The organism is Candidatus Edwardsbacteria bacterium (genome assembly GCA_018821925.1).
Lineage (GTDB): Bacteria > Edwardsbacteria > AC1 > AC1 > EtOH8 > UBA2226.
Window position 1 is genome coordinate 1 of record JAHJLF010000052.1, and the last position, 17,290, is coordinate 17,290.

20 protein-coding genes are annotated in these 17,290 nt (G+C 54.8%); 1 reads left to right on the top strand and 19 read right to left on the bottom strand.

Annotated elements, in window-relative coordinates:
- Positions 1-290: 290 nt before the first annotated feature.
- From clpP to KJ869_05905, 5 genes are all read right to left on the bottom strand, one after another.
- Positions 291-890 (bottom strand): ATP-dependent Clp endopeptidase proteolytic subunit ClpP, encoded by a 600-nt coding sequence (clpP, locus tag KJ869_05885; GenBank protein ID MBU1576721.1) that lies wholly within the window; start codon positions 888-890, stop codon positions 291-293.
- A gap of 37 nt (positions 891-927) precedes the next feature.
- Positions 928-2,463 (bottom strand): tetratricopeptide repeat protein, encoded by a 1,536-nt coding sequence (locus KJ869_05890; GenBank protein ID MBU1576722.1) that lies wholly within the window; start codon positions 2,461-2,463, stop codon positions 928-930.
- The gene (locus KJ869_05895; GenBank protein MBU1576723.1) at positions 2,460-5,642 is read right to left on the bottom strand and encodes a hypothetical protein; all 3,183 of its coding nucleotides are present in this window, start codon (positions 5,640-5,642) and stop codon (positions 2,460-2,462) included. Before KJ869_05895 ends, KJ869_05890 begins: the two co-directional genes overlap by 4 nt.
- A 343-nt stretch (positions 5,643-5,985) precedes the next feature.
- The gene (locus KJ869_05900) at positions 5,986-6,642 is read right to left on the bottom strand and encodes a DUF4159 domain-containing protein (protein MBU1576724.1); all 657 of its coding nucleotides are present in this window, start codon (positions 6,640-6,642) and stop codon (positions 5,986-5,988) included.
- Positions 6,643-6,733: 91 nt separating this feature from the next.
- On the bottom strand, positions 6,734-7,849 hold the full coding sequence (locus KJ869_05905; GenBank protein ID MBU1576725.1) for a family 10 glycosylhydrolase: 1,116 nt from the start codon (positions 7,847-7,849) through the stop codon (positions 6,734-6,736).
- Here KJ869_05905 and KJ869_05910 point away from each other — a divergent pair.
- Positions 7,832-8,068: a hypothetical protein gene (locus KJ869_05910; GenBank protein ID MBU1576726.1), complete on the top strand. Its 237-nt coding sequence runs from the start codon at positions 7,832-7,834 to the stop codon at positions 8,066-8,068. The genes KJ869_05905 and KJ869_05910 overlap by 18 nt on opposite strands.
- 1,096 nt (positions 8,069-9,164) lie before the next feature.
- On the opposite strand, the gene rplQ is transcribed toward KJ869_05910, so the two are convergent.
- The 14 genes from rplQ to rplR all read right to left on the bottom strand — a co-directional run bounded on the left by rplQ (position 9,165) and on the right by rplR (position 17,281).
- Complete coding sequence (gene rplQ / locus KJ869_05915; GenBank protein MBU1576727.1) at positions 9,165-9,683, bottom strand: 50S ribosomal protein L17; 519 nt, start codon at positions 9,681-9,683, stop codon at positions 9,165-9,167.
- A gap of 42 nt (positions 9,684-9,725) precedes the next feature.
- Entirely contained in the window at positions 9,726-10,715 is a 990-nt protein-coding gene (locus KJ869_05920; GenBank protein ID MBU1576728.1) for a DNA-directed RNA polymerase subunit alpha, read from the bottom strand.
- Between the two features lie 80 nt (positions 10,716-10,795).
- A complete protein-coding gene (rpsD, locus tag KJ869_05925; protein MBU1576729.1) occupies positions 10,796-11,425 on the bottom strand; it encodes a 30S ribosomal protein S4 in 630 nt (209 codons plus the stop codon).
- Positions 11,426-11,480: 55 nt separating this feature from the next.
- Positions 11,481-11,870 carry a 30S ribosomal protein S11 gene (gene rpsK, locus KJ869_05930; protein ID MBU1576730.1) on the bottom strand — a complete coding sequence of 130 codons (390 nt, stop codon included), beginning with the start codon at positions 11,868-11,870 and terminating at the stop codon, positions 11,481-11,483.
- A gap of 54 nt (positions 11,871-11,924) precedes the next feature.
- Positions 11,925-12,308, bottom strand: a complete 384-nt coding sequence (rpsM, locus tag KJ869_05935) for a 30S ribosomal protein S13 (protein ID MBU1576731.1) — start codon at positions 12,306-12,308, stop codon at positions 11,925-11,927.
- Positions 12,309-12,346: 38 nt separating this feature from the next.
- On the bottom strand, positions 12,347-12,460 hold the full coding sequence (rpmJ, locus tag KJ869_05940) for a 50S ribosomal protein L36 (protein MBU1576732.1): 114 nt from the start codon (positions 12,458-12,460) through the stop codon (positions 12,347-12,349).
- Positions 12,461-12,497: 37 nt separating this feature from the next.
- Positions 12,498-12,716: a translation initiation factor IF-1 gene (gene infA, locus KJ869_05945; GenBank protein MBU1576733.1), complete on the bottom strand. Its 219-nt coding sequence runs from the start codon at positions 12,714-12,716 to the stop codon at positions 12,498-12,500.
- Positions 12,717-12,767: 51 nt separating this feature from the next.
- On the bottom strand, positions 12,768-13,517 hold the full coding sequence (map, locus tag KJ869_05950) for a type I methionyl aminopeptidase (GenBank protein MBU1576734.1): 750 nt from the start codon (positions 13,515-13,517) through the stop codon (positions 12,768-12,770).
- Entirely contained in the window at positions 13,514-14,167 is a 654-nt protein-coding gene (locus KJ869_05955) for an adenylate kinase (GenBank protein ID MBU1576735.1), read from the bottom strand. The genes map and KJ869_05955 overlap by 4 nt, the downstream gene beginning before the upstream one ends.
- 3 nt (positions 14,168-14,170) lie before the next feature.
- Positions 14,171-15,484, bottom strand: coding sequence for a preprotein translocase subunit SecY (secY, locus tag KJ869_05960; GenBank protein MBU1576736.1), 1,314 nt, complete (start codon positions 15,482-15,484; stop codon positions 14,171-14,173).
- A gap of 63 nt (positions 15,485-15,547) precedes the next feature.
- Complete coding sequence (gene rplO / locus KJ869_05965) at positions 15,548-15,997, bottom strand: 50S ribosomal protein L15 (protein ID MBU1576737.1); 450 nt, start codon at positions 15,995-15,997, stop codon at positions 15,548-15,550.
- A 1-nt stretch (position 15,998) separates the two neighbouring features.
- Positions 15,999-16,202, bottom strand: a complete 204-nt coding sequence (rpmD, locus tag KJ869_05970; protein MBU1576738.1) for a 50S ribosomal protein L30 — start codon at positions 16,200-16,202, stop codon at positions 15,999-16,001.
- 70 nt (positions 16,203-16,272) lie between these two features.
- Positions 16,273-16,908 (bottom strand): 30S ribosomal protein S5, encoded by a 636-nt coding sequence (gene rpsE / locus KJ869_05975; GenBank protein MBU1576739.1) that lies wholly within the window; start codon positions 16,906-16,908, stop codon positions 16,273-16,275.
- Positions 16,909-16,927: 19 nt separating this feature from the next.
- The gene (gene rplR / locus KJ869_05980; GenBank protein MBU1576740.1) at positions 16,928-17,281 is read right to left on the bottom strand and encodes a 50S ribosomal protein L18; all 354 of its coding nucleotides are present in this window, start codon (positions 17,279-17,281) and stop codon (positions 16,928-16,930) included.
- Positions 17,282-17,290 lie beyond the last annotated feature (9 nt).

Here is a 17,290-nt window from a genome sequence, read left to right on the forward strand (position 1 = left end):
GTGCTCCACATCAGAAGCTACCGTGGCTTAATTGTTGTTTTTGAACTGCCGCCACCCCCGATTTCATCGGGGTGCTCCACATCAGAAGCTACCGTGGCTTAATTGTTGTTTTTGAACTGCCGCCACCCCCGATTTCATCGGGGTGCTCCACATCAGAAGCTACCGTGGCTAATTATTATTTGAACTGCCGGTCCCGCCATGGCGGGACTCCTCCCGGGTAGGCTACCGTGCCTAAGACTTCTTCAAAGATGGTAATTATATCAGATATATAATTGAAAAGTCAAATATTTTTACTTTTTAGGCAGCTGGTTCCTGGTCTTCATGATATCATCTATTATCCCGTATTCCTTGGCCTCATCGGAGGACATCCAGAAGTTCCGATCAGTATCCTTGGCTATCTTGTCCACCGGCTGGCCGGTATGATCGGCCAGGATCCTGTTCAACTGCTCCCTGATCAGAAGGATCTCCTTGGCGTGGATCTCGATGTCGGTCGCCTGGCCCGACACCCCGCCCAGCGGCTGATGGATCATCACCCGGGCATTGGGCAGGGCGAAGCGCTTCCCCTTGGCGCCGCTGGACAGCAGCAGGGCCCCCATGGAGGCGGCCATGCCCATGCAGATGGTCACCACATCCGGCTTGATGTACTGGATGGTGTCGTAGATGGCCAGCCCCGAGGAGACCCCGCCACCGGGAGAGTTGATGTAGAGAAAGATGTCCTTCTCGGGGTCGTCGGCCTCCAGAAACAGCAGTTGGGCAATTATCAGGTTGGAGATGATATCATCTATGGGCATTCCGATAAATATTATCCGCTCCTTTAACAGCCGGGAATAGATATCGTAGGCCCGCTCCCCCCTGCCGCTCTGCTCGATCACTATCGGTACTAAACTCATGGTTGCCTCCTGATATTTTATGATTGATCTGTTTTTTCTATTGAGCCTGCCCGGATTCCATCTCCTGGCGCATCATCTCGGCCCACGAGGTGTTGGGATATTTTATGATTCCCAAGCGCCAACACTCCAGAGCCGCTTTTTTCTGTTTGATCTGATGGAAATATATCCGGCCCATCCGGTAATAGGCGTTCGCCGCGGTAATAGTGTCGGAAGTGTTTTCCGCCAGCCTCTTCAGCCTATCAATCGCCTGGTTGAAACTCCCCTGAACGAAATCCATCTCCGCCAGTTCGGTCAGGGCCAGATCCCCGGCCATGGTGCCCGAGCCCGAGTCGGCCAGTTGGGCGAAAGTTTTTCCGGCCCGGACCTGATCGCCCTGATATTTGAAAGCCATCGCCCGGCCCAGCAACTCGACATCAGAGATTTTATCAGTTTTGGACTGGGAAATCAATAGTATCCTGGCCAGGGCATCGTTGGCATATGCCCCTTCCTGGTCGGCCCGGGCCGCCTGTCCGTAATATTTCAGGGCCTCGTCCGGCTGGTTCCTGGCCAGTTTTATCTCTCCTAAAAGATAATATCCCCGCTGTTTTATCTTCGGTTGATGCATCCCCTCAGCCAGCCCGGCGCATTTGTCCCCGGCCCGCTCCCAATCGCTCAGGGCCATCAGACAAAGACAGACGGTGAAATCGCCCTCGATCTTCAATGAATCGGGCCAGTATTTTTTCTGATTGTCTATCAGAGCCATGGCCTGGCGGGGCTCGTTCTTATGTCTCAGCCAAAGCCCGGCCAAGTCCAACTGGGCCTGGGGTATTTTTTTGTCGGATAATGAGATCAACATTTTCTCGGCCTTTTGATGATCGCCTTTAGTAAGATATAACTCGGACAGCTTAATCTCCCAGTATATTCTATCGACCCTCTCTCCCTCCAGATATTCGGCAATGACCGATATAGCTATCGTGATATCCGGGCCGGGCTGGGCCGCCAGCTGGCCGACCGCCATTCGCAGGCGTTTTCCGTCCTTTATTTTCTTGTGATAATGCCAAGCCCTTTGATAATCTCCGGACTTGCGAAAAAGTTCTCCCAGCAGCCATCTGCCATCATCCGTTTCGGCATCCACCTCATTTTCGGCCAGGACGGCGACGGCCTTATATCCGGCCTGCAGGGAAAGCTCCTCGAATTTTCCCATGGCCCTTCCCGGCTGTTGTTTCAAGGCCCGGGCAAACTCCCTCGCCGCCTCCCGGTATTTCAACTGCTGCTGAAAAAGCTCGCCCAGTTCGTAAGCAAAGAGGTTTTTTTCTTTGAGGGCCTTCCGGCCCCAAAGATAGATGGCCTCAGCTTGGTTGGTGGCCTCCGATTGCTGCAATATTCGCCCGGCCTGCCGGGTCATCTCCTGGTCGGGCTTGCCGCCCAGCGATATCTTGAATTGCTCCAAAGCCGCCTCCCGGTTGCCTTCCCTCAAGTGTACCACCGCCTTCTGCCAGGTTGATTGGTCAAAGCGTTGGGGCTTCTGTCCCTGGGCCGCAAAGATGGCCAGGCATATGGCCGGCACTATCAGCAAATTAAGTTTTATTTTCATTGTCCCAGCAATCTGAAGTACTCCTCCAATATTTCTTTATATTCCAGCGGATAATACTCCTGCCGCCAGTTCTTCCAGGCCGGCAGACCCTGCGGGGTCCATTTCCCCTTATCCGTATTCGGCGGACGATAGCTGTTCTCCGGCAGGCGGCCGCTTTCGGCCTGGCGCTCCCTGGAGAAATCCCTCTCTTTTAAAGACTGCTGGGCGTCCAGCATCCGGGTCAGTATTTTCTCCTGCCTCTCTATCGTCTGGCGGCTGACCTGCTGTTTCTTAAGGTCCTCGATTACCTGTTTCATCTCCTCCACCAGGTTGTCCAGCCTTCCGGCTTTGTCCCGACGGCCGCCGTACTTTTGACCGAACTCCTCCATGCCCTGCCGGACCGCCTCCTGCTGGGCGGCCAGCCGGGACATCCGGCTGCGGGCCTGCTGCGACATCTGTCCCCCGCCCTCCTGGGGCATGGGCAGCAGGGAACTGGTGCCCTGGTTGACGGCCTGTTGCTGGCCGGAGAGGCCGGAAAGGTCCTGCATCATATCGCCGGAGCCGCCGCCCGAACTGCCGGATGATTCCATCAGGCTGATGGCGGCGCCGTTGAGCGAGGCCAGAGCCTTCTGGCCGCCCTTTTGGGCCTGGTCCCCGCGGCCCTCCGAATGGGCCTGGGCGGCCTGGCCCATCTGCCTGGCGGCCTCCTGCATCATCTGCTGGGAACGGGGGGACAGCAGCATGTTATTTCGGGCCATGTTGTCCAGCTCCCGCCTTATCCGTTCGGCCTGCCGCTGTATTATCTGCTGCTGGTTGGCCAGATCGTTCTGGTTGGCCGCCGCATTGGCCGCGCTCTGGTTCAGGCTTTCCTGCTGCCGGGAAAGGTCCAGCAGATCCCTGGCCCTTTGCTGGACGGCCTTGGCCGCCGCCTTATTTTTAGCCTGCCGCATGCTGCTGCGGGCGCTCTGCATGCCGGCGGAGATCATCGAGAGCTCCGACAGCACCTGTTTCTGCAAGTCGGCCGCCTGTGAATTATTATTCTCGGACAGCGATTGAGAGGCTTTTTCCATCTTCCGACCAGTCTGCTTCTGCTGCAGGCGATCGGAGTTTTCGCTCAGCTTCTGTGAAGCCTCCCGGTTAGACTCCTTCAACTCCCGGGCCAGCTCCTGCATCTCATTTGATATCTTCTTCAGGTCCTCCGCCAGTTGTTTCTGCTCGGACGACAGCCGTTTATTGAGGCCATCATTCGGGCGGCTCTCTGTCCTCTCCTTCAGGTCCTTCTGTCGTTGGGCCAGGTCCTGCAGCTGGCGGTCCAGCTTCTCCATCTGCTGTTCCTGCCGCAGCTCCTTCAAAAGCTCCATGGTCTGGTCCAGCTGCCGCTTGAAATCCTCCTGTGACAGTTTCAGGTTATCCAGGGCCCGGCCGACCTCCTGCTTGTCTAATTTGTCCAGGGCCTGCCTCAGCCGCTCCATATCCTGCCGCATCTGGTCGGTGGCCACCTGATCGAACAGCTCCCGCAGCTGAGCCAGCTTCTCCATGGTCTCCGGATCGAAGCTCCATTTGTTCTCCCGTTGTTTTAGATTTTCGGCCGCCTGCTCCAGGGCTTGCTCTAATTGTTCCGCCAGCTCCTGCTGTTTTTTCAACACCTGCTCGGCCGCTGCCTGCTGCTGCCAGTCGATCTTCCTGGCTTCTTTTAGGCTCTGGGCCAGTTTGTCGATCTCCTCTTTTAATTGATTGCGTGGCTCCTCGGTCTGTCCGATCTTTTCCATCACCGTGGAATCGGCCTGGGCCAGCGAGCGGTAAATATCCTCTATAGTGGGAACCCTTATTATCTGAACCCGGCTGCGCCCTAGCTTGGGTCCCGACACTGCATCGTTATCCAGGGCCTCCAGCCAGTAGGTAACCGAATCGCCCGGCAGGACATCCAGACGGCCGACGTCCCAGACATATTCCACCACGGCATCCTCAGGGTATTTTTGCCAGCGATTGATCTCTGTATTTTTTTGCCGGCCGCTGCTGATGTATCCCAGCCTTGCCGCCGAGAGACCGAAATCGTCGCTGGCCGCGCCGATTAATGATACCTTCATGCCCTCGCCCAGCATGATATCGTTCTCCGGGAAGATTATCTCTATCTCCGGAACCTCGTCATCCAGGCAGGTTATCCGATATCCTGCCGAGTTGACGAAGGTGTCCCCCTGGGCGGTTCGGCCCCAAATGTTGTATTTTTCGTTTCTGCCGATATAAAAACTTACCGACAATTGTCGGCCTTCGGATATCGCCACCTCCTTCTGTCCGCTCCGGTCAAACAACAGCCGGGCCTCTTCTAAGGGCAGAGTGGAGACAGCCGATATATCAACTCTGGATCCCCTGATGGCGGTGATATCCCCCTGGTTCTCCATCTGCCGGACCTGAAAGCCGGTATATCTTGGAGGTGTTATCTTGAGCCTGATATCCGACAGCAGCAGCGGAGTGTAGCAGTCTATCCGATAAAACCGGCTCTGTCGGCGTCCCAGCAATATGCGGTAGGAAAGCGGGGTTCGTATATCCTTGATCTTGGCCGCCAGCTTTCCCTCGGTGATGGTCATGGGAGCCGAGCCATTGGCGTCTCCCCGCCACTCTATCCTACCCGTTGTACGACCCGGATTGACGACATCGACCAGTATTTCGTTTTCCCTGGCCACCCGGACATCTCCGGGGCTGATCCCTATCCCGTCCCATTGGCCGATGACCCCGTCGGGCGACATATATCGCTCCAGGCTTATACATATCTCACTCGGTCTGATCAGGCTGCCGATGACCAGAACTATCAGCATATAAACTGTAGGCTTGCCGAGAGGCAATGCCTTAACCGGAAAAATACTCCCGCCCTGGATCCCTTTCAGCTTCTCCCCTGCCCGTTGAATAAGGTCGGCTATCAGCTGCTGGGAATAATTTTCCCGGTTTTCCTTACCCAGGCCGAACTGTACCGCAGTGGAGATCTCCTGTTTCAGTTCCGGGATGGCTTTTTCGATTTCGTAAGATATCTTGCGGTAATCCGCCGGGCGCAGCCTTAAGAACAGGAGATATATCGCCAGGACCGGCAAGGCCAACACAGTGGCGAATGATAAAATAAACCTGGCCGCCGATGGCAGAACAAGCATCCAGTCGGCCAGATGCAGCAAGAACAGCCAGCCTAAGCCGATATATAATGAAGCAATCAATATATTTATCGTGCTTACAAACCGCTGCCTCCGATAAATACCCTGAAGGGCTGTTTTTAAATCTATATTATCTCTTCTTTGGTCCATTTTAACCGTTTTAATTAAGTGCCTTACCTGTCATTCCTTCGAAGGAAGGAATCCAGGCTTTCAGGCCTCTTCCTTTGTGCACGGCATTTGTGCATAAATATTTTAAAATAACATAATGATCTTTTGATCATAAAATCATACACCTATCTGACCACCCCTTTATCCCACTTCGCTAACTTATAATAATCTGCACGGCTCAGTGCAGGCTCTCCTTGATCAAGGAGGGGACGGTATAAGGGTTAGGCCTGTAGGATATTTACGGATTTGTCACGGCATACCACAGGATGTTTATCCCCATCCTGATGGCCTGCTCCCGCACCTCCGGCGGGTCGTTATGGGCGTTGGTCCAGCCATCGGAGATATTGGTATTGAAGCTGTAGAACAGCACCAGCCTCTCCTGGAAATATACCCCGTAGCCCACCGGTCGGCCCTTCTCGTGCTCATGGATCTTGGGCAGGCCGCCGCTGAAGTCGTAATAGCAGTTGTAGATGGGGTGGGTGAAGGGCAGTTCCTGTAAAGAACATTCCGGCAGGATCCTTTTCATCTCCCGGCGGAAGGTGGTGTCCATGCCGAAATCATCGTCGGCATAGATGAACCCCCCGGATTCGATGTACCGGCGGAGCCTTTTGATCTCCCGTTCGGTGAATTTTATCTCGCCGTGCCCGGTGATGAATAAAAAGGGATGGGAGAACAGCTGGTCGTCGTTGGCCGAAATGTTGTATTTAGCGGGATCCACCTCCTGCCCGGTACGGGCGGAGTATTCCTTTAGCAGATTGGTCTCCTCATCGGGGTCGTTGTACCAATCCCCGCCCCCGCCGTATTTTAGCCGGGCGATGTCTATTCCCCCGGCCAGGCAGGGTAGACCAATCGCAATAGATATTAGAATTAGGGCGATGACTGATATTCTTTTCATACTGTAATTTTACCCTCCGGGCCGAATAAAAGCAAGATATAAATAAAACGCCTGCCGTTTATGACGACAGGCGTTAATTTCATCAAAATACCTAAAATCCCCGGTGCTTCAGCATCTCGAAGCTTATCTTGCGCTGGGCCAGCCCGTCATAGGAGAACAGCACGATATCGTTGATCCCGGCCTTGCGCAGCGCCCGTATCTTCTCCATCAGCCCGTCCATGCTGTCCCGCCAGGCCCCCAACCCCACATAGACCTGGCCCTGCCCCTTGTAGGCCACGGCCTTTTGGGCCAGCCGCACCACGGTGCCGGTGTTGGTGGAATAGTCCATCAGCACCACGAAATCGGCCCAGCGGTTCTCCAGCCAGGCCGGCCAGTCCTGTCCGAACGACAGCCGGGCCTCGTCGGGATCGGGCTTGACCGCCGCTGACAACTGCACCCAGGGGTTGAATTTAACAATGTCGAACTTCAACTGAGCCACCAGGTCGGATATCTGGTACATCCGCCACTGCTGCCAGGTCGCCCAATACGGCTCCAGGGCGCGATTCCCGTCCAGCAGGGCGAAGGGGTCCACCTTGTACTGGTTGTAGAAGCTGGTGCGGCTGGAGACGTCGTAGGAATAATTGATGCTGCCGTACCGGACATAGTCCAGGTGGATGCCGTCCACATCGTATTTAAAAAGGATCTCCCTCACCAGCTCCCTCAGGTAGGTCTTCACCTCCGGGCTGGATGGCGAAAGGTAGACCCCCTCCAGATTTTTCTGACCCAGCTCCTTCTGGGAATAGTCTTTTAAACTCCGGCCCTGGGGATCGGCAGCAAACCAACTGTCGTCCCTGTAGTAGGCATGGCGTCCGTCCCGCGGCCTGCGGTCCGACGACCACACGAAATAGACGTTTATCCAGGCGTGGATCTTTATTCCCTTAGCCTTACATTCTTTGACCATCAGGGCCAGCGGGTCGAAATTCCTAGTCACGCAGTCGGCGGTGGGCACCAGCTTGGAGTCGTAATAGGCCTCGCCCCGGGCGTAGAACTGAACGAACAGGTTGTTGACCCCGGCCTTGTGGGCCTCGGCTACTATCTTCTTGACGTTCTGGGGCGAGGTCAGGGAATAGCGTACCACCCACATCCCCTTGACCTGGGCCAAGGCCGGAGCCGCCAGCAACAGCAGGAAAAGGCCGGATATCAGCGATCTATGGAGACTGGTTTTCATCATATTGTGGTTAATGATACCCGAAAAAACAAAAAGGCGCAAGGTGAAAATCACCTTGCGCAGTTAACGATCCCACGGCTATGCCCGGATAAAATGGAACCCCAGACTAAAGCATTTGATAGTTCTTTTTCTTTTTTGTCCCGCCAAAACGAAAAAGAACCAAAAAGAAAAAAGCTCGTCGCTGAACCTCTGCTCGTCAGCCCTAAAGCGTCGGCCTAAATTTGACAAACTCGCTTCGCTCAAACAGTGCCAAATTCTTTACGGCCTTCTTTATTCAGTAGCAGAGCTAACGCGACTTTCCGATAAGCACAAATTTTCAGGCTTTCTGGTCCCCGCCTTCAGTGGAGCGGTATTGCTGCAGCTCCGAAAAAGCATTCATTGCGTTATCTGCTTTCTGCCGGCTCTGGTCCAATAAATGCCGGAGCAAACGCCCTGCCCGCCGCGCAACTGGGCGGTTAAGACTTCTTTGGTTACTTTCTTGGTCACAAGAAAGTAACATTACTGCCCCCAGAAAGCTCCGGATAGATATATTCAAGTTTTGATTATTTTTATCATTTGACACATTAAAAAGGCGCAAGGTGAAAATCACCTTGCGAGGGAGTCCGGTCATACATAATCATCTAGTTAATTGTTAAATTGTTATAGCTACTTTGTTTCATCGACACGGCAATTCTGCTTCCTTTCGATAGCTATACCAATAAAATAGATCATGAATACTAACCCTATTGAGGTTATCGGTATTATTCCAAATAGTATCATAAAATGGTAACTAGAAAACCCATAGAACTGACAAAAATAATCCATGAAACTAAGAATAGACGTGTAACATAATATTGTGACCATTGTTAAAATTGTGGCAAATTTATGAGGATAACGAATATTTCCCTTTTTCCCTTCTCTAACATTGAAGTAAACAATACATAAAATAATTACATATGGTATAGTTGTCAATAAACTAAACAATAGACTTCTGTATACGAAAGTGAATGGTTCATTCTTCGCGATTTGTAAATCAATTGGATTTTTTAGGCGTTGCAGAATCCCAAACGTGTTTAAAATAATTGGCTGTATAAAACCATACACGGCTAGTATAAATGCAAGTTTTTTCATCACATTTTCCTTTCCTCATTACTTAATAGTAACCATTGCCGCATTCAGCTCTGTTAAAACTTTCAGCCCCCTAAATACGACTGCTAAGTAATATATTCGGTATAACTCTTACCGCAAGCTAACCCGACGATAGAAGTAATACTACACCAAAAATAAAAAAGGCGCAAGGTGAAAATCACCTTGCGCCCGTATTATTCAAAGGATATTACTCCGCCTTCTTGGCTTCTTTTTTGGCGGCCTTCTTTTCCGGCTTTTCCTTCTTGGCCTTGGGGGCCTTTTCCTTCTTCTCGCCCTCTTCCTTCTTTTCGGCCTTCTTCTTGGGTGCGGCCTTGGCCTTCTTCTCGGCCTCCTCGGGCTTCACCTTGGCCGGGGCGCCGAACAGCTCCATCTGGGCCAGCAGGGCGGCGTCGCCGTGGCGGGGCCACAGTTTGACGATGGAGATAAAGCCTGATTTCTTGTCCTTCATCCGGGGAACGATGACGTCGAACAGCTTCCTCAGCACCGTCTGGTCCTTGACCACGGTGGCCACCTGGCGCCGGGCGGCCAGGGTGCCCTTCTGGGCTATGCTGATCATATGCTCGGCATCGCGCCGGATCACCATGGCCTTGGTGATGGTGGTCTTTATCCGCTCGTACTTGAACAGGGAGGTCACCATGTTGCTGACCAATGCGGCCCGGTGGGACCGGGTGCGGCCTAATTTGACGGTATCTTTACGGTGTCTCATTGATCTCCATTCTACTTAAGAAAAGTAGTCGAAAAATGTTGTTTACTTGGATTTCTTCTTGGTTTCCAGGAATTGGTCAACCTTCATTCCGAAGCTCAGGCTCATGGCCTTGAGGATCACCGACAGCTCGGCCAATGATTTGCGTCCGAAATTACGGTATTTGAGCATCTCGCTCTCGGTCTTCTGTACCAGGTCGCCCAGAGTGTTGATATTATTGGCTCTCAGGCAGTTGGCCGAGCGGACCGACAGCTCCAGCTCCTCCACCGGCTTGTTGAGCATATCCCGCATCTTAAGCATGTCGTTATCCACCGCATCTTCGCGCAGTTCGTCGGGTTTGTCGCCAAAGGACTGGAACAGCCCGATGTGGTCCTGCAGCAGTTTGGCGGCGTAGGATACCGCCATGTCCGGCTTGATGGAGCCGTCGGTGTGGATCTCCAGTATCAGGCGGTCGTAATCGGTGCGCTCGCCCACCCGGCAGTTCTCCACGTGGAAGTTCACCTTGGAGACCGGGGAGAAGGCCGCATCCAGCGGGATCAGCCCGATGGTATTGTATGATTTGCGGAACACCTCGGCCGGAACGTATCCCCGGCCGTGATCCACCGTCAGCTCCATCTTCAGGCTGCCGTCCTCGGACAGGGTGGCCAGGTGCAGCTCGGGGTTCAGGATCTCCACATCGGGGTCGCCCTCGATCTGGGCGGCGGTGATCCGGCCCTTGGTCTGGGCCTTCAGGTAGACGGTCTTGGGATGCTCGGAATGCAGCCGGATCCTGAGCTGCTTCAGATTGAGCACGATCTCGGTGACATCCTCCATGATGCCGGGGATGGTGGAGAACTCGTGCAGCACGCCCTCGATCTTGACCGCCACCACTGCCGATCCGGTTATGGAGGACAGCAGAACCCGGCGCAGGGCGTTGCCCAGGGTCAAGCCGTAGCCGCGCTCCAGGGGTTCGGCGGTAAAGCGGCCGAAAGTGTCGTTGTTGCTGGCTTCATCTATGATAATGCCTTTCGGCATCTGTAAACTTTTCCATCTCATGGTTAAGTCTGCCCCCTTGTTTAACGGTTGAAGGTTGAGCCCGCCGCTTTTTTACCAGCGGCCAGCCAGGCAGTTAAGGCCTACTTGGAATAGAGCTCGATGATCAACTGCTCGTTAATCGGCAATCCTATGGTGTCCCGGGTCGGCACGTTAAGCAGGCTGCCGCTCATGGTGGCCGGCTCGTACTTCAGCCAGGAGACCAGGGCTCGGCTTTTATTCTTATCCAGAGATTCCTTGATGATAATGTTCTCCTTGCTCTTGTCCTTGACCTTGATCACGTCCCCCGGCTTGATCAGGTAGGAGGGGATGTTCACCACCTTCTCGTTCACCAGAAAATGCTTGTGGCCCACCAGCTGGCGGGCGGCCGAGCGGGAGGGGGCCATCCCCATCCTGAAGACCACGTTGTCCATCCGCCTCTCCAGCAGCGACAGCAGGTTCTCGCCGGTGACGCCCTTCATGCGGGAGGCCTTGTCAAAGTATCCCCGGAACTGGCGTTCCAGGATACCGTAGATGCGGCGCACCTTCTGCTTTTCCCGAAGATGGATGGCATAGCCCGAAGGCTTCCGGTTGATCTCTTTGCCGCGCTCGCCCGGAGGATAGCTCCTCTTCTCAAAAGCGCATTTGGCGGAATTGCAGCGCTCGCCCTTCAAAAACAGCTTGGTGCCCTCGCGGCGGCACAGTTTGCATCTAGCGTCCGTATATCTGGCCATCTATGTAAAAAACCTCCTTAATAATTTCCTTGAAAATTATCCCTGGGTCGGCAGTTTAGACCCGTCTCCTCTTGGGGGCCCGGCAGCCGTTATGCGGCACCGGAGTGACATCGCGGATGACGCTGATGTTGAGTCCGGCCGCCTGCAAAGAGCGGATGGCCGATTCCCGTCCGCCGCCGGGGCCCTTGACCCAGGCCTCCACCCGCTGCATGCCCAGCCCCAGGGCGATCTTGGCGCAGCTCTCGGCGGCCACCTGGGCGGCAAAGGGGGTGGATTTGCGGGACCCCTTGAACCCGGCCTTGCCGGCCGAGGCCCAGGCGATCACATTGCCGTTCTTGTCGGTGATGGTGACGATGGTATTGTTGAAGGTCGACTGGATATGGGCTATCCCGGCCGACTCTATCTTCTTCTCTTTTTTCTTTTGGCTTTTTTTATCCTCAGCCATTTTTCCCCTTTATATCGAAAGTGTTAACTGCTGAATATTGTTCCTGGAAAACCGCTACTTCTTGGGCGGGGCTTTCTTCTTGACCACCCCGGCCTTTTTGGGACCTTTTCTGGTCCGGGCGTTGGTCTTGGTGCGCTGCCCCCTTACCGGCAGGCCCCGGCGGTGCCTTAAGCCACGGTAGCAACCGATCTCCATCAGGCGTTTGATCGACAGGGCCACTTCGGTCCGCTTGGTGCCCTCCACCTTGTGCTCGGCCTCGATGATGGAACGCAGCCGTCCCACCTCGTCCTCGGTGAGATCCTTGACCCTTTTATGGGGATCAACCTTGCCCGCCGAAAGTATTTTCTTGGCGGACGTCGGGCCGATACCAAAAATATAGGTTAACCCTACCTCTATCCGCTTCTCGCGGGGAAGATCAACACCAGCAATTCTGGCCACCTTATTGCCTCCTTAAATATAAACGCTTAAAAATTTAACTAGCCCTGTCTCTGCTTATGGCGGGGGTTCTTGCAGATGATCCTTAAGACCCCCTTGCGGCGGATCATTTTGCAGTGTTCGCAGATCTTTTTTATCGAAACCCTTACTTTCATTTTATCCCATTCCCCTTTATTCTTAACGGACTGTTTTTTACTTGAAACGGTATACTATCCGGCCCCGGGTCAGGTCGTAGGGAGAAAGCTCCACCGTCACCTTGTCGCCGGGAAGGATCTTGATGAAATGCATCCTCATTTTCCCGGAGATATGGGCCAGTATCTTATGACCATTGGGTAGCTCCACTCTGAAAGTGGCGTTGGGAAGATTTTCCGCCACCGTTCCTTCTACCTGTATCCCTTCCTGTTTGGCCATGCACTCCTTGGTTACTGATTGTTATTTGGTTATCGCTATCGGCTGATCGTTCTATCTGGTGACTATCTCCGGGTCTCCGTCGGTGACTATCACCGTGTCCTCAAAATGGGCCGACAGGCTGCCGTCCTTAGTCACCACCGTCCAGCCGTCGGACAGAAATTTCACCTCGGCCTTGCCGGTGTTTATCATCGGCTCTATGGCCAGCGACATCCCGGCTTTAAGCACCGGGCTGTGGCCGGGCCGGAAATAATTGGGGATCTCCGGCTCCTGATGGAGGCTGGCCCCCACCCCGTGGCCGCACAGTTCCCGCACCACCGAGAATCCGGCGTTCTCGGCCGTCCGCTGGACGGCCTTGGAGATATCGGTGACCTTGTTGCCGGCTCGGGCCTGATCTATTCCCAGCTCCAGCGACTGCCGGGTCACCGCCATCAGTTTCAATGATTCCGGCGAGGGGCTGGCGCCCACCAGGTAGCTCCGGGCGGCATCGGCGATGAAGCCTGCTTTGCGGACCCCGACGTCTATTCCCACCAGATCGCCTGATTTTAATTTCCGGTCGGCCCGGGGTATGCCGTGAACCACCTCGTGGTTGATGGCAATGCACAGGTTGGCCGGATAGTTGCGGTAGCCCTTAAAGGCGCACTCCCCGCCCCGCTGTTTGATGAACTGGCAAGCCAGTTCGTCCAGCTCCAGGGTTGATATGCCCGGAGCAACGGAATTTTTAAGAACATCCCACAGACCGGCGATTATTTTACCGGCCTCCCTGATCCTGGCGATATCGGAACTGCTATTGATGATTATCATTTCCGCCCGGACCATAGGGTTTCTTTTAAAGAGCTGTATACTTCATCGGGGGTTTTAGCGCCGTCTATTTTTTCCAGAATGCCGCGCGAGAGGTAGTACTCCTTCAGCGGTGATGTCTGCCGCTGGTAAACCTCCAGCCTTTTTTCCGCGGTGGCCTGCTGATCATCCACCCTTTGGTCCAGGACCGATTCGCATTTATCGCATCTGTCCGTGATTTTAGGGGCCTGAAACAGAAGGTTGAAAATCGCCCCGCATCTGGAGCAGGTCCGGCGGGAGGTCAGTCTTTTCACCAGCTCCCTGTCGTCCACCTCCAGCCAGAGAACGGCATCGATGCTGGTTCCCCGGAGCTTTAAGATATCATCCAGTTTTTCGGCCTGTTCCACCGTCCGGGGGAAACCGTCCAGCAAAAATCCTTTATTTGCGTCATCTTTTTCCAGCCGCTGGGCCACTACTTCGATCATCACCTCGTCCGGCACCAACGCCCCGCGGTCCATGAAAGATCTGGCTTTTAGCCCCACCTCTGTCCCGTTCCTGGCAGCCTCTCTGAGCATCTCGCCGGTGGAGATATGCGGTATCCCGTAATCCCGGCTGATAAAAGCCGCCTGGGTCCCTTTGCCGGAGCCCGGGGCCCCGAACAGGATGATCCTCATGGGCTACATCCTTCCGGATCGGCCGGAGATCTTGCCCTTCTTTATGAAGCCTTCGTAATGTCTCATCAGCAGGTGGGACTCTATCTGCTGCAGGGTATCCAGGGCCACCCCCACGATGATCAGCAATGTGGTACCGCCGAAGTAGAACGGGATATGGGCCGCATTCATCAGGATGGTGGGCAGCACTGCTATCAGGGCGTAGAATATGGCCCCCGGCAGGGTGATCCTGGTGAGGATCCGCTCGATATATTCGGCGGTTTTGGAGCCCGGCCTGATGCCGGGAATGAACCCGCCGTATTTTTTCATGTTATCGGCCATGTCGCCCGGATTGATGACGATGGCGGTGTAGAAATAGGCAAAGAAGATGATCATCAGCCCATAGATCAGGTTGTAGAGAAAGGCCCCGGGCGAAAACATGGCCATCAGGGTCTGGGCCCACTCTCCCTTGATGAAGGTCCCTAGAGTCATGGGGAACGACAGCACGCTCTGAGCGAAGATGATGGGGATGACGCCGGCGGTATTGAAACCCAGCGGAATATAAGTGCTCTGTCCGCCGTACACTTTCCGGCCCACCACCCGCTTGGCATACTGCACCGGGATCTTTCGGGCTCCCTGGGTCATCAGCACCACCGCGGCCGTGACCAATATCATCAGAATGCCGATCAGGGTCAGGGGGATGATGCCGATGGCCCCGCCCTTCACTGAAATATAGGTATTAAGCAGATCGCCGGGAATGACGTCCAGGCAACCCACAAAAATTATCATGGAGATGCCGTTGCCGATGCCCCGCTCGGTGATCTGCTCCCCCAGCCACATCACGAAAACAGTGCCGGCGGTCATAGTGACAGCTGTCAGCAATTTGAATCCCAAGCCGGGATGGGGAACCACCGGGACCCCGTTGGGAGCCAAGCTCTCCAGGAACAGCGAGATGCCGTAGGACTGGACCAACGCCAGGCCCACCGTGGCATAACGGGTGTACTGGTTGATCTTCTTGCGCCCCTGCTCGCCCTCCCTCTGCAGTTTCTCCAGGAAAGGTATAACTGCGCCCATCAGCTGCATGATGATGGAGGAGGTGATATAGGGCATGATCCCCAGGGCGAAGATGGTGGCCCGACTTAAGTTTCCACCCACGAACAGGTCGTACATCCCGAACAGGGTGCCACGCTGGGCCCGGAAAAATTCGGCCAGGACCTGGGTGTCGATGCCGGCGGTGGGCAGGTGGCCGCCGATACGGTAGACCACCAGCAGAGCCATGGTGAAAAGGATCCTTCTCCTGAGCTCCGGGATATTGAATATATTTTTTATCTTTTCAAACATCACCCAAATCCATTACTGTAAATTGGCAATTAAATTCTTTTGAGGAAATATAGGATTGAGTATCTATGCGGCTATCTCGGCCTTGCCCCCGGCGGCTTCTATCGATTTCCGGGCGCCGTCGGAAAAAGCGCTGGCCTTGACCGTCAGAGCGTTCTTCAGCTCGCCCTTGCCCAGGATCTTGATCGGCTTCTTGATGCTTTTTATCAGCCCCTTCTTGGCCAGGTAGGCCGGATCGATCTCCTTGGCTCCGGAGATCTTGGCCAATGAAGAGATGTCCACCAGCTGGTAGACCATTCTCTTCAGCGGGGTGAAGCCCCTCTTGGGAAGCCTGCGCTGCAGCGGCATCTGGCCGCCTTCGAACCAGGCCGGGACCTTGGCTCCCGAACCGGCCCGGGATTTCTGCCCCTTGTGCCCGCGGGTGGAGGTGCCGCCGTGTCCGGAGCCGGTCCCGCAGCCCCGCCGCTTGCTTTTCTTGACCGAACCTTTGGCCGGTCTGATATCGTTAAGCTTCATCTTATTTGACTCCTTCGGCGATCTCTTCCACTTTCAGCAGATGCTCAATCTTTTTGACCATCCCCCTGATCTGGGGGGTATCGTTCTGCTCCACCGTATGGTAGAGTTTTCTGATGCCCAGCGATCTGACGATCCTCTTCTGCTTTTCGGTACGGTCGATGGTGGAATGAATCTGGGTTATTCTTAGCTTCTTTGTTTTTGACACGGAAAATTCCTCACTGACAAATCATTTATAACATGGCAGGGGCTTGCCTGCAAATAGATTGATTAGCTTCTTACTGAGCCGGGGCTTCCGGCTTGGCTTCGTCCGGAGCGGCTTCGGCCAGCTTGGTTTCAGTCGGCTTGACTTCGTCCGGTTTGGCGTCGTCCGGTTTGGCGTCGGCAGGCTTGGCGTCGGCCGGTTTGGCGGCGGGTTTGGCCTCCTTCTCCTTGAACCTCTCGGCCATGATGTCCTGGGGCAGACGCAGCTGCTTCAGGCCGTTCAGGGTGGCCTTCACCAGGTTATGGGGATTGTTCGAGCCCAGGCTCTTGGTGAGAATGTCGGTGACCCCGCAGGCCTCCAGGACAGAGCGGACCACGTTGCCGGCTATCACTCCGGTGCCCGGCCCGGCCGGGCGCAGGACCACTTCGCTGGCGCCGTATTTTCCCAGGACCTGATAGGGTATCTTGCCGTCGGCGATGGAGTAGTGGGAGATGCTCTTCTTGGCATCCTCGGTGGCCTTACGGATGGCCTCCGATACTTCGCGGGCCTTTCCCTTGCCGATGCCCACATGTCCGTTGCCGTCGCCCACCGTAACCAAGGCCGTGAAGCCAAAACGCTTGCCGCCTTTGACCACCTTGGCCACCCGGTTGATGTGCACCACCTGCTCTTTGATATCGCCCAGGGAATTTAAGTTTACCTTTGCCAAAATCTTATCTCCTAAAATAGCTTTAGAATTTTAAACCTGCTTCTCTGGCTGCTTCGGCTAGGGCCTTCACCCGGCCGTGGTAGATGTATCCCCCGCGGTCGAAGATCACCTGGGTGATCCCCTTGTCCAGGGCCAGCTTGGCGATCCTCTGGCCCACCAGCTTGCTCTCGGCTATCTTGCCGCTGTCGGAGTGCTCCAGCCGTCCGGTGGAGGCCAGGGTCTTGTGATTAAAATCGTCGATGATCTGGGCATAGATGTGTTTGGAACTGCGGAACACACACAACCTGGGACGCTCCCCGGTCCCCCTGACCTTGCGGCGAATTCTGATGTGACGCCTGATCCTGGCGTCCCTGGTCTGTTTTGCTTTATCTGACATCTTCGTATA